A 12,703-nucleotide genomic window follows, 5' to 3' on the forward strand; every position below is an offset into this window, starting at 1 on the left:
TCTGCCGCATGGGCCAGTAGAGTCCGTAGACATATTGAGCACCGAGGTAAATATGTCCAAATACTGAATCGCCCCGGGATTGAACTGACCCCCAGAAGTTGGACGGTCACGATTCCGCCGATCAGGCGGTGCTTCTCAGCCGGTACTCCACCGGGCTGAGCCCTTGCAGCCCGAACTTGATGCGCTCGTGGTTGTAGTAGTGGACGTAATCATGCACGCCCGCTTCGAGCGCATCAATGCTGTCGGGTTTGTCGAGATGGAAGTACTCGGCTTTCAGTGTGCCGAAGAAGCTTTCAATCGCTGCGTTGTCGAAGCAGTTGCCTTTGCGGCTCATGCTTTGCTTGACACCATGACTCGCCAGCATCGCTCTGTAGGGCTGCATCTTGTAGTGCCAACCTTGGTCGGAGTGCACGATCAGGTCAGCGGCGGACTTGGCGCGCGAGAGCGCTGTCTCGAGCGTGCCGGAAACCAGCTCGAAGACTGACCGCCGTGCCATGCGGTACGAGACGATCTCGCCGCAGTACAGGTCCATGCAGGCTGACAGGTAAAGCTTTTGGCCGCGTACATTGAACTCGGTGACATCGGTCGCCCACTTCTGGTTCGGCGCAGTCGCGCAGAAGTCACGCCGCAGAACGTTGGGTACGTGCGCATCACTCATGCCCGGGATATGCCGGGAGCGCTTCTTCGCCCGGATCAACGCACGCAGCCCCATCTTTTGCATCAGACGCTGCACGCACTTGTGGTTGACCGGCTCCGCCATTGAATTACACAGCGCTGCCGTGATCCGCCGGTATCCGTAGCGGCCCTTGTGCTCGTCATACACAGTACGAATTCTGGCCTCCATGGCTCGTTGTTGGTCGACGCGCTGGGCCGCCTGGCACTGGTAGTAGAACGTGCTGCGCGCCAAGCCTGCTACCTCCAACAGGTCCGCCAGCTTATAGTCATGCCTCAACCCGGTAATCAGGCGCGCTTTGTCGGCGCAGCTGACATCTTCGACCGGATCAAGGCATGCAATTTTTTTAGGTACGCGACCTCCGCGCGCAGTCGGTCGTTCTCTTCTCGCAGGATTTTCTCCGCATCGGCAACGACCGTGCTCAACGGTTCTGCAGAACGTCGTTTTGGCTTCATCTTGGGCTGTTCTTCTTTCCCGCTCTTGCGCGCCTGCAGGCGGCCTTGATCGAGATTGCGTCGCCAGACCACGACCTGATTGGGATTGCGGATGTCATAGAGCGCTGCGACCTGGCGGCTGGAGAGCTGCTCTCGATCCTGATGAACCAGCACCTGCAGCTTGAACTGCGCACTGTACGCGCTGCGCTTGGGGCGCAAGCCGTCGATGCCGTGCAGTCGGTAGTGGCTCACCCAGGTGCGGACCTTCTCCTCAGGCACCGACCACCGACGAGCCAAAAGCTTCGCGCCGCCTTCGCCTGCCAAGAAGCTCTGGACCACTTCCAGTTTGAACTCCGTCTCGTACTTCTTCATGAAACCCCTTCAAGTTCGTCCAACTTCTGGGGGTCAGTTCAAACCCGGGGCGATTCAGTCAGAGCAGACTCAATTAGGGAAATGCCCATTTAGGCAGGCTGCATCGGCCCAGCGACAATCGAACGTTGTCAGCAACCAGAACAGTCATGCCCCTCGTGATCACTGAAGCAGCCTTCTATCGAGTCATCCAGAGGGAGAAGACTCAGGGCAATGAGTTGGTCACGGTCAAGCGGCGAGCCAAGGGGCTGCCAGGTGCTAAAGTCTTACGACATCTGTACGCAAGGCTCATGACGATGTACGTTCAACTCCAAGATCAGTTCTGCGCTGGCCATGGATCCCAGCGCCACGCAATAGCCATTGGTCTTTTCGAATAAGTTGAGGGTAATCTGACAGCGAGCTCAAGATGACCACCATTAACTACAATCTATTCTTTGCTACGTCGGCCTTTGTTTCAGGGCTTGTACTGATTCCTCTGCTTCTGTCAAATCATATTCGTCAGATTGGCATCAACAGAATTGGTCTTTACACACTGGGATTTTTTATCGCCACTTTGGCTGTGTGTTTGTATGCCGGGTGGTTTAATAACAACCCAACAATCTACTCCTATTCATCCATTGGGAATCATCTATTGACGCTGGGTGTGGCCGTGCAAACGCTTGGCATTAGAAAATTCTACGGCCAGCCCTTGATGCGGTATTTAATTATACCTTGCACTGTGATCTCTGAGGTTTTGGTTTTTTGGTTCATGTGGGGAAATCCAAATTACCCATATCGACTGATGAGCTTTACCTCTTTTTTATTTGTTTTTGTATTCATTCAATTCATTACTGTCATTCGATACGGTGATAAGTCCTTCATTAATCGCCTGCTCTCGACTTCACTGGCCATCGAATGCTTGGTCTACTTGACCCGCTTCACAACCTTGTTCATCCCTGATCTGGTGCCTACTGGTCCCACAGGAGCTTCTTACATTCAAATCGCTTACGTTTTTGTCTTTTCTGCAGTCATGCCCATTACCGCTATCTGTTTGATGATCAATGGGAATTATTTATTGCAGCAAAAATCGCTGGCCGATGCCAAGGTGAAAAACCAACAAAAGACAGAAACCTTGGGTTTTATCAGTCATGATCTGCGTGCACCCCTGGCGACTATCTCTGGATATGCTGAACTATTACTCAATGATGCCACTGACGCGCAAAGAAAGGCCTTGATATCAATTCAGGACAATATTAAATATCAATTAAGCTTAATAGATGAGTTGCAGGATTACTCTACGCTGGAATTGCATCCACTTGCCCTGAAGCCCACAACAACGGAACTACTTCCTTTATTGAATGATATTTCGGGGTATGCGCTCGCTTTATGTTCAAAACAGAACAACCGCTTTCGCTGTCAACTGCCCCAGAGAATCCCCAGGGTGATGTACTTGGATGGCAATCGCCTGCGGCAGGTGCTGCTCAATCTGCTCTCCAACGCAGCAAAATTTACACGTAACGGAGCGATAAACCTGTCTGTCACTCTGGAGCCCGAAGAAGAAGGGCACTCCCTGCACTTCGCTGTGAGTGATACGGGAGTTGGAATCGACTTGAATTCCAACATCGATATATTCGGCGCCTTTCAGCAGGTTCAGGCCACAAGCGGAAGCACGGGGTTGGGCTTATTCATTGCACAGCGCATTCTTTCAGCCATGGGCAGCACCATGCACGTCACCAGTACCGTTGGTCAAGGCTCCACCTTTTCTTTCGCGTTGTCCGTTCCTGAGTTCAGTGACGCTGATTCGAATTGGTCTATTGTCCCTCCGAGCATGGCATGCCATGGCGAACCGCCGCAAGATCTGGACTTGCCCGGGCAGGCTCTACCGGAAAAGGCGGCCTTGGATGAGCTTGCCAACCTGGCATTGCACGGTCGTCTCACGGATATCGAAAGCTGGATCGAATTTCATTGCCAACGGTCCAGTCATGCGCCGTTCACTGCCCTACTCAAAGAAATGTTGGAGAGGTTCGATTTTTCCGGCATACATACACTGGCATTGCGGAGCAAGGAGCGCGCAATGGACAGCCATAGCGCGCACCCGATTTAAGGCCTTGGAGCATTCAGCGCGACAACAACGGGCTAAATAGAGCGCCCGGCCCTTGATGTGGTGCAATTAGGGTCGCTTGTATGTTTACAGATGTTGGCGTGAAGGCCTAGGGAAGGTCTGCAAAACCCCATTCGCGAGCCCAGCACAGCCCGATGTTGAGCGGCTGGTCGCCTGATTCCTGCGCAATCCGCTTAGGCCCGATTGACATGGTTTACAGGCCCGTTTCAGCCCTTGCGGTGCCACCTCGGCACCCCGCAGACGCACCCCCACCTGTAGCGCAATGATCCGCTTCCTGGCCATCCACAGATTGCCCAGCGCAAACAGCATCGTCAGCCGTGCCGTGTTCTTTTGGAGGCCCCTGTAGCGCAGCTTGCATACCCAATTGCTGCTTGATCACTCGGAACGGGTGGCCGGTATGGGGGGTGACCGTTAGGAAGCATTGCGACTACGAGCAGCGGCAATCGCTGCAAGGCCGACGTCTGTAAGCCAACGCGGAACAACTGCAACGGGTCGACACAAGCCTGTCGGGGCACGCGGAAGTGGTCCTTCGTCTAGAGGCACGACGATCCACGCAATCGGGTGACCGGCGTCTTGAGGGTGAAGCGGCACTTCTAGGCAGACGGCGCCCAACAGCATGTGCTGGTGATTGCTGTCGCTCAGAAACCTGTGCGCGAGTGACGGAGATCAGCCTGAAGCAGGCCCTCGAACACCAACTTCAGCTCTACAGCGATTGCAGCCGGTCGAGGCCATCTCGCTGGCTGGCCGCTGATGGCCAAAAAGCGGTTACTGGCTTGTGACCGCATCAGGGTAGGCCTCTTGGCGTCACCAATCCTTCCACAGGTCGGCTGCCGCATCGACGAAGACATCGCAGTTGGCGTGGTTCCAGCACACGGGGTGGCCATCCCGTAGCAAGCAGGTTCTATGTTTTTACGCAAGCACTCTCTGTCATATATCGCTCAGGCTCAAACGCTTTACCCGACTTCCATACGCCCCAGGCTACAGGCTCACGTCTTTGGCGTTGAGGACGTAGACCCGCATGCCTGCGGCAAAGGCCAGTTGAGCCAGCAGTTGGTGGTAGATGCTGGATAGCTCAGTCCGAAAGGTTGTAGAAACATGCGTAAGCGCGGGTGCAACCAGGAAGCATGCGGCAACTTACCTTTTCCGGATGTTGATTGCTCAGTTCGAAGAGCTTTTTAGTTGCTGAAGCTCAAGTTGCTTGGCAGCGCTAGCTTCGAGATTGGCACGTTCTGCATCTAGATACCGGTAAATGCTTTGGAGGTCGGTGATCTTCTGTCTGATCTCGACCATCTTCTTTTCAATCAGTCTGGCGCCGTCAGCGCAATCGATCAGCTTGTTCCGCTGGGCATCCAGGATCTCGCCTATTTCTCCCAACGAAAACCCCATGCTTTGCGCCCGCTGGATAAAGTCCAGATCCTGCAGAGTCTGCGTTGTGTACACGCGATAGTTGTTGGTTTGCCGCAGTGGCGAGATCAGGCCGATTTGCTCGTAGTAACGCAGCGTATGACGGCTGGCACCACTTCGGGCCTCGAGTTCACCGATTTTCATGAAATAACGCTTGACTGTAGAGTTGGGTCGACACTTTACACTCGATTTTTACCTTACCAAGGAACGGGAAATGAGCGTGGAGTGCTTTGTCACTGGAGGTACCGGATTCATCGGTCAGCATTTGGTGGCGTACCTGAGTGCAAAAGGTCACACCATTCGGGTGCTGATGCGTCGCCCGGAGAGACTGGCAGCACTGCGGGAGCAAATCAACAATTTGGGAGGATGTGCGTCCCGAGTGTTTGCCGTGGCTGGCGATCTGGAACGGGACAATCTCGGGCTGAGCCTTGCTGACCGAGAAGTGCTAAGGCACGTCGGGGTCGTGTTCCATCTTGGGGCCCACTTCGCTTGGGGGCTTTCAGTGGAGCATTCTCGTGCGGTAAATGTAGAAGGGGCAAAGCGCGTGGCGCTGTTGGCTGCCGAACAGAAAAGCCGGCTAGTGATGCTTGGTGGCTACATGCTGAAAAACCAGGAGCATCTGCAACGCATCGGAATTGATCCTCGCTGTCCGGAACTGACAAATTGGCTTACCGTCTACCAGCATGTCGGGGCTTACGAGGGGAGCAAGCTCGAGGCCCATTTTGCGGTATTGGAGCTCATGTCCGCCAAGGGTGGGGAGATGACCATTGTCCACCCTGCGACGGTGTGCGGTCACAGCCGCACGGGACATATCCTTGACGGCCAGCCGTTGGTGGAACTAATACGCAACCTTGTGCAGGGAAAGCTTACAGCGGTGCCGGGTACTGCCGAGCATTGGCTGCCATTGGTCACCGTGGACCACCTGGTTGAGCTGGTGGCGGCTTGCGCTTTTGATCCTGCCATGGGGAGGCAGGAACTGCTGGCGCTTGATGACCAAACCCCCCACCTGCAAGAACTCCTGGTGCAGGTGGCGCAGCCTTTGGGCTTGAAGGCTCCCAAGCATCACATTCCGCTCCGACTGCTGAAGCTGTTATTAAGCATTCCCCCCATTGCGCGGTTCTTTAATACAGACGCAGAAGCATTGGACTTTATCCAGACTACTCGTTTCGACACAGCGGCGGCCGAGCAATTTGCCAACCGGCATGGCATAGCCAAGCCGGACATACGCCAGTCTTTGCAGCACACCGCAAGGTTCGTCAACTCCTATTGCATGGCCAAGGCCTGCTGACTTCTTCATTGAGACGACAGGCAGGATGGCTCGCTCCAGAGCACGGCCTAGATGTGCGTTTGCCAATGCTAGCAATGGGGCGGCAGCACCATCTCGGCACATGCAAAAGCGGCCTCCTGATGGTGTTGGACATGGCCGCAAATCATGTGCCCTAATCAGCCTAATTCAGACATGGGCAGGATATGTTGGTGGTGACTCAGCACGAGGGAGCAGGACATCGAGAAGGTTCGGGTGCGACATACAGGCCGGCTCTCGATATCGCGTGCTACCAGCGGCCACGCAGTGCCAATGAGGCACGTTTCAGCATGCACTAGGTAGTAGCGACTGCACTTGCATAGGGCCGTGTGTGATGGGCCGTCAAGGATCCGGCGCAAATGGGCCTCACCATCTATCGGCGATTTTTTGTCCACGGGCGCTGCTGGCGCGGCAGTGGACGCTGGAATCTTCGCATTCGGTGCAAAGCCGGCAGGGCAGGAGGTGTCCCGGCACCGATCGGTGCCGGGACAGTCCTCCATCTTGGGGGCCTGACGTGCAGCACGGATAATCCACCCATGACTGCAACTGTGCTGGCGATTTTCGGATTGGTGTACCTTGGGATGATTCTTGGGGGCCTGCCGTTCCTGCAATTGGATCGCACCGGCATCGCGCTGCTTGGTGCGATCGCCATGATCGCCACCGAAGCGGTTTCCGTCGAGCAGGCCGCGCGCTCGATCGACCTGCCGACGGTGTTGCTGCTGTTTGCCTTCATGGTGGTGTCCGCGCAGATGCGTCTCGGGGGCTTCTATGACTGGATCACCGTGCGCCTGTCGGCGTTGCCAGTCACGCCGCCGGCGCTGTTGGGCGTGTTGATAGCGGTCGTGGCGCTGTTGTCTGCCGTGTTCAGCAACGACATCGTCTGCCTGGCCGTCGCTCCCGTGCTGGTGGATGCCTGCATGCGCCGCAGCCTGGACCCGATCCCTTTCCTGCTGGGCCTAGCATGTGCGGCCAATATCGGGTCGGCGGCCACCTTGATCGGCAATCCACAGAACATGCTCATTGGCCAGACTCTGCACATGTCCTTTGTAGGCTATGCGGCCGAAGCGGCCATGCCTGTGCTCGTCGGGCTGGTACTGACCTGGGCGGTGATCGTCGCCCGTGTCGGGGGGCAGTGGCAGCTTGCGGTCAGCGCGCAGACCGAGGTACGGCCGGAGTCCGAGGCGCAGGCCCTGGACCGCTGGCAGACCGCCAAGGGACTGCTCGTGGCGCTCGTGATCCTGCTGCTGTTCCTGTTTGCCCCCTGGCCGAGAGAGATTGTGGCGCTGGCCGCCGCCGGTGTGCTGCTGATGAGCCGGCGCCTGCATTCGAGCAGGATGCTGGGCCTGATCGACTGGGAGTTGCTGGTGCTCTTCATGGGCCTGTTCGTCGTGAACGATGCACTGCAACGCACCGGCATCCCGGCGCAGCTGGTGGCGGATTCGACAGCGCTGGGCCTTCATCTGGACCACCCGGCTCCGCTGTTTGGGGCGGCTTTCGTGCTGTCCAATATCGTTTCCAACGTCCCTGCGGTGATGCTGCTGCTGCCTGTCGCCCACCACCCGTTCGCGGGGCCCTTGCTGGCCTTGGCGAGCACCTTTGCCGGCAACCTGCTCATCGTTGGCAGCATCGCCAACATCATCGTCGTCGATGCCGCGGCGCGCCGCGGGGTCGTCATCGACTGGCGGCGTCACGCCCGCATCGGCGTACCTGTGACGATGGCCACCATGGCCGTGACGGCGCTTTACCTGTGGTGGCGGATGGCCGGTTGACTCCGGTTCAGGCCTGACCCAGCCCCTCCAATCCGTTCGGCTGCTGGCGGAGTCGGTCTGGAAGGGGCACGGCGTGGCAAGAAGGTGCGCACGACGCGCCCAGATGCTGCAAGGCCATGCCCGCTGGACCTAGTCAATCGTCAGTTCAATGCTGAGCGCCCAAACCAGCTGTGGATGGCGGACTTCACCTACGTGTCGACATGGCAGGGCCAGATGTTCGTAGCCTTTGTGATTGATGTCTATGCCCGCCGGATAGTGGGCTGGCGGGTGAGCAGCCATATGCGTACAGACTTTGTGGTCGATGCACTGGAGCAAGCCCTCTATGACAGGCAACCTGCGCCGCACGATGGTGGTTTGGTACATCAATCCGACAAGGGTAGCCAATACCTTTCTTTACGCTACACCGAGCGTCTTGTACAAGCGGGGCTGATGTCTTCTGTGGGGAGCACCGGCGATTCCTATGACAACGCGCTGGCCGAGACCATCAACGGTCTATAAAAACGGAGGTTATCTACAAGCGCGGGCCGTGGAAAACGCGTGAATCCCTTGAGCTGACCACTTTGCAATGGGTGCACTGGTTTAACCACGAGCGGTTGCTGGAACCCATCGGGCATATACCGCCCGCACAAGCTGAGGCACACTACTGGCGGCAAGTTGCCAAATTTGTGAAGATTGAAACCTGTACTTCAACTAACTAGCCTCCACCAAAACCGGTGTGATTCACGGACCCGGCCAGGAGAGGTCAAAGGAGAGCTGCTTTCAGACGAATGCCAGCAGTGTGTGCGGCGCGTGATTAGAGGATCTTTTTCATCGTCGGCGCAGGATGAAGCACGAAATCTCGACGCTCATAGAACGCGACGGATTCTGGTCTCGCGTCGAGAACTACGGCACTCATTTCGCGTGCGCGTGCATCCGCCTCAGCAAATTCCATCAGGGCATCTCCTGTACCGCTTCCCCGTGCTTCCGCTGCGACCACCAAATCATCGACATGCAGATACGCTCCGCGTGCCAAGGTGTGGACTGGTCGCATTCCCAAGACGCCGATAAGTTCGCTGCCCCTGAAGGCTCCGACCAATTCATACCCGGAATGGGATTGTCTGAGGGCCCTTCGGAGAAAATCGGCTTCTTCAAGCTTGCGCAACTCCGAGATAACAGAGAAGGCTTGGGGCCATTCAGCTGAGGAAAGTCGTCGAATGACGAGAGCGGCGCTGGAGTTCGTATTCATGAATCTGCCGAGTTTGAATAGAGGCGTAATTCTTACATACACATAGTCGAATTTTTTCTCTCCCGTCAGACAAGTCCTTTGGAGGCGTCGAAAGGGACTCAATCATACGGAACGGACGTTTTTAGCCCCCGCCATTCTACGTACATGGTCCATATTGAGGTGGTCAAAGCGTTTTCAACCAAAGAGTCCCTCGTGGCAGGCAGCGGTTGTCGATTGCGAATATGAACTGGCTCGGATAATTGGGCAATTGAAGTCCACTGAGCACAAATCACGAGACAACTATTGCTGCAGTCAGTGTAGGATTACTGGAGCCGCAATCAAAGTCTCAAATCACTCTCGATTTGTAGCGGATGTCCGTGAACTCAATATTGTCGTCGTGTCGGTGAAGGCCGATATCAGAGGTGATCGCTAGTGATGCTGTAGAAAGTCCCACAATCAACGCCCTCTGGCGCGCAAACTATCCGTGCTGAAGGATGCTCCGCCAAAGTCTTAGTTTTTAAGGCTGGGGGCTCTTGGGAGTGTTTTCTGCTCGCTTTAGGCAATGGGGCGCGGCATCAAGTGCAGGTGGCTCCTCAATGAAATCATTCCTTGATCAGCCTCGATGTTGGCCTTGTCCAGCCATTCTATATATCAGGCCAGTCCCCGTTTTCACTATCGCTAGATTGGTGCAGGGTATGGTTGACGCTAGCAGACAATCGGTGTTTACGACCCTCTGTCGAACCTCATGGGTTGAAAAAGCAAAGAAACATGAAAATTAGAAGAGTGGCCTGTGGTGCGATATCTATATAAATAACGAATTCAATCGTAAATTTTTCCCCTCGGTGGTGCTTGTATCTGTTGAAACTTGTATGAAAAAAATAAAAATAACTTATACGGCTTCACGTAAAGGATATCCCGATATTGCCTATTTTTCTATTTTTGAATTAGGAAAAGAGCCATCACGAGAAATTTGCACTTTTCATCTTGTTATTTATGCTCAGGCTCATCTTGGAATAATTCTTGAAGTTGAATCCAATGTAACAAACGAACAGAGGCTAGCAAAACTCGGATATCACATCACCAGAGTGACAAGAAGCTTTGGTTATCAAGCAGATCGCCATAAATCCAACAAATGAACACGGCTGCCCCTGGTTCTCATTGTCGAATGCGCATACTGCGTGCGACCACGCGGGCTGTTCCAGTCATTGTAGAGTGGCTGGCCCCTCATGTAATTGACAAGGAGTCTCCCCCGACATCTTGCACGGGAACACTCGGCATCCACATGGCCATCGATACCTGAAGCACGATGGCTTCCATCTGGCGTTTTATCGCAACAAAAAAGTATTAAATAAAGCAAAACAACATATAAGCAAAAAAGTGCGTAATTAACCAAATCATCGAAGTGACTTGTGAAAGTAAACATATCAAGGACTGTCTTATAGTCTTCCCCAATAGATTGCATCTATTAATTATCTAAGAATGAAAGGATTTTTATGACATACGCATTCCGCAAACTAAGATCTGCCGGAAGTTGGCGAGCGTGCCAAAATATTTCGGCATTGTCTGTATTACTGGGTGTCGGATGTCTCGGTAGCGTACAGGCGGCGCAACTTTCCTGCGGCCCCGGAAGTTCGCCATTACGCATCCATACTGCAAAGGCTACCTGGACGGCGGATGGGCGCTACGTGAGCGATCCTACAGGTCCCGCCGCCCCCCTGGTGGATGACTATCAATGGTCTGGATGGTTTGACAAAACAACGACCAATCACCTTGCCGCTGCCAGCGCGCTGCCCGGGTCGACACTGACAGGACCGATTCAAGGCGACTGGATTTCGTTTGGCGAGAGCCCATCCGTGATTACCAACGGTAACGTCGCCAATGGTGCGCTGGTGGCTGGCCGCGTGTCTTTCACCTACAACGAAAAAATCAACATTGCCAGCAATGTCAATCTGTCGTCTATCAAGATCCGGGGGACAGGGGGCTTTGACAATAATGCCTTGTTCCTGGTCAAGCCCGACACCACTCCATCTGGCGCCACCAACTGGATTCGCACCACTGCTGGCTCCGGTGCAGGCATGAACAACGATGCTGCCGCCACCCTGATGTCGCTGGATGGTGACACGAACGGATTGGGTTTTTACTACGGCCCCAACACCATTGGCTTAGCTCTCAGCAGCGTTTTCGCCGCAGACACACAGCCCTCCAATGTCATTGGGGTGATTGCCGACTTCGAGATCACAGCCGACTGCCTGGATACTCCAGCGCCGCAGCCCACTGAAGCCTTGATGTGCCCGGCGGGCAATGTGGCCGGCGACACAGTCCGCATCGGCCCGTTCACCACCAACGCGCGTGACTGGAAGTGGACCTGGCGTAATAACGCCGGCACGTTGGAGAATGTGGAGCAGCCGCTGTACGACAGTTATCGCTATCGTAGCTATTTTGATCCGAGCACTCTTGCTCAGGCAACGGCTGCTCGCTGGATCAGCCCAGGCACCACCGATCCTGCGGGTACCGATATCCCGGGCGTGCCCTATCCGTCAGCAACAGGTCAAGCCAAAGCTGGTTTCCACGCTTCTGTATTCCAAATGAACCAGCCCATCACTGTGGGCAACAACGTGGATCTGGCGAGCATCAAATTGGACGGCCGATTTGGATTTGATGACTACGGCAATACTGTTTTTGTCCAGCCTGTGGGCGGAGCTGCGGTTTTTGACAACTCCGGCCTGTACATGCCCAATGGGTATGGATCGTTCTCAACGGCAACGACACCTGCCATCCCTGGCTTTCAGCAAGGTCAGAACACCATTGGCTTCATGCTGGATGGTGGTCAAAATACCAATGATTGCAATGGTGGTACCTGCGCTTTGGCGGCTATCGCTGACTTCTATGTGACTGCGACTTGCACGGGGGCTGATCCTGTCGTAACCCCCCCCACGGCGGATCTCTCTATCACGAACACCAATGGTGCAACCAGTGTGACCCCTGGCAGCAGCGTGACCTACACCGTCACCGCGAGCAATGCAGGTCCTGCGGGTGTTACGGGTGCCACGGTGACGGATACGTTGCCGGCAGCCCTTACCAATGCAACTTGGACCTGCACCGCCTCTGGTGGCGGCACCTGCACTGCATCGGGTAGCGGCAGCATCAACGACACGGTGAACCTGCCCATGGGGGCCAGCGTGACATACACAGTGAAGGCGACGGTGGCTTCTACCGCGACTGGCACGCTGTCAAGTACTGCGACCATTGCAGCACCAGCTGGCATGACTGACCCCACACCGGCCAACAATAGCGCTACCGATAGCGACACCGTGGCGACTGGCCCGATTGCGGGTGCAGCCACCCCTGTTCCTGTAATGGACCTTGCAGGGCTGAGCTTGCTTGGTCTGCTGTCTGCGGGCATAGGCGCGGCAGCCTTACGCCGCCGTCAACGCGTCAATTAACCT

8 protein-coding genes and 2 pseudogenes are annotated in these 12,703 nt (G+C 55.4%); 6 read left to right on the top strand and 4 right to left on the bottom strand.

Annotated elements, in window-relative coordinates; translation table 11 throughout:
* Positions 1-121: 121 nt before the first annotated feature.
* Positions 122-1,479, bottom strand: a protein-coding gene (locus H9K76_RS13850; RefSeq protein ID WP_246475014.1) for an IS3 family transposase whose coding sequence is annotated in 2 segments (ribosomal slippage) — positions 122-1,014 and positions 1,014-1,479 — 1,359 coding nt in all. Because the reading frame shifts where the segments join, the coding sequence is not laid out codon by codon here.
* 403 nt (positions 1,480-1,882) lie between these two features.
* On the opposite strand from H9K76_RS13850, the gene H9K76_RS13855 reads away from it, so the two are divergent.
* On the top strand, positions 1,883-3,559 hold the full coding sequence (locus H9K76_RS13855; protein ID WP_187595986.1) for a sensor histidine kinase: 1,677 nt from the start codon (positions 1,883-1,885) through the stop codon (positions 3,557-3,559).
* 270 nt (positions 3,560-3,829) lie between these two features.
* Here H9K76_RS13855 and H9K76_RS13860 read toward each other — a convergent pair.
* A pseudogene (locus tag H9K76_RS13860) lies at positions 3,830-3,968 on the bottom strand (IS5/IS1182 family transposase); the annotation flags it as partial.
* A gap of 767 nt (positions 3,969-4,735) precedes the next feature.
* On the bottom strand, positions 4,736-5,125 hold the full coding sequence (locus tag H9K76_RS13865; protein ID WP_187595987.1) for a MerR family transcriptional regulator: 390 nt from the start codon (positions 5,123-5,125) through the stop codon (positions 4,736-4,738).
* A 70-nt stretch (positions 5,126-5,195) separates the two neighbouring features.
* Here H9K76_RS13865 and H9K76_RS13870 point away from each other — a divergent pair, with 70 nt between their 5' ends.
* From H9K76_RS13870 to H9K76_RS13880, 3 genes and pseudogenes are all read left to right on the top strand, one after another.
* On the top strand, positions 5,196-6,269 hold the full coding sequence (locus H9K76_RS13870) for an SDR family oxidoreductase (protein ID WP_187600641.1): 1,074 nt from the start codon (positions 5,196-5,198) through the stop codon (positions 6,267-6,269).
* Positions 6,270-6,820: 551 nt separating this feature from the next.
* Positions 6,821-8,053, top strand: a complete 1,233-nt coding sequence (locus H9K76_RS13875) for an anion transporter (RefSeq protein ID WP_187595988.1) — start codon at positions 6,821-6,823, stop codon at positions 8,051-8,053.
* Positions 8,054-8,104: 51 nt separating this feature from the next.
* A pseudogene (locus tag H9K76_RS13880) lies at positions 8,105-8,751 on the top strand (IS3 family transposase); the annotation flags it as partial.
* A gap of 95 nt (positions 8,752-8,846) precedes the next feature.
* On the opposite strand, the gene H9K76_RS13885 reads toward H9K76_RS13880, so the two are convergent.
* Positions 8,847-9,278 (bottom strand): GNAT family N-acetyltransferase, encoded by a 432-nt coding sequence (locus tag H9K76_RS13885; RefSeq protein ID WP_187595989.1) that lies wholly within the window; start codon positions 9,276-9,278, stop codon positions 8,847-8,849.
* Positions 9,279-10,126: 848 nt separating this feature from the next.
* Between H9K76_RS13885 and H9K76_RS13890 the strand changes: the two genes are divergently transcribed.
* Both H9K76_RS13890 and H9K76_RS13895 read left to right on the top strand, forming a co-directional pair.
* Entirely contained in the window at positions 10,127-10,393 is a 267-nt protein-coding gene (locus H9K76_RS13890; RefSeq protein WP_187595990.1) for a hypothetical protein, read from the top strand.
* 549 nt (positions 10,394-10,942) lie between these two features.
* On the top strand, positions 10,943-12,700 hold the full coding sequence (locus H9K76_RS13895) for a DUF11 domain-containing protein (RefSeq protein ID WP_187595991.1): 1,758 nt from the start codon (positions 10,943-10,945) through the stop codon (positions 12,698-12,700).
* The last annotated feature ends 3 nt before the right edge of the window (positions 12,701-12,703 follow it).

Source organism: Diaphorobacter ruginosibacter, assembly GCF_014395975.1.
GTDB lineage: Bacteria > Pseudomonadota > Gammaproteobacteria > Burkholderiales > Burkholderiaceae_C > Diaphorobacter_A > Diaphorobacter_A ruginosibacter.

What these genes read in the sequence shown, in the direction of transcription:
- H9K76_RS13855 (WP_187595986.1), top strand. Translation starts at nt 1,883, where the DNA reads ATGACCACCATTAACTACAATCTATTCTTTGCTACGTCGGCCTTTGTT.
- H9K76_RS13865 (WP_187595987.1), bottom strand. Translation starts at nt 5,125, where the DNA reads ATGAAAATCGGTGAACTCGAGGCCCGAAGTGGTGCCAGCCGTCATACG.
- H9K76_RS13890 (WP_187595990.1), top strand. Translation starts at nt 10,127, where the DNA reads ATGAAAAAAATAAAAATAACTTATACGGCTTCACGTAAAGGATATCCC.
- H9K76_RS13885 (WP_187595989.1), bottom strand. Translation starts at nt 9,278, where the DNA reads ATGAATACGAACTCCAGCGCCGCTCTCGTCATTCGACGACTTTCCTCA.
- H9K76_RS13875 (WP_187595988.1), top strand. Translation starts at nt 6,821, where the DNA reads ATGACTGCAACTGTGCTGGCGATTTTCGGATTGGTGTACCTTGGGATG.
- H9K76_RS13870 (WP_187600641.1), top strand. Translation starts at nt 5,196, where the DNA reads ATGAGCGTGGAGTGCTTTGTCACTGGAGGTACCGGATTCATCGGTCAG.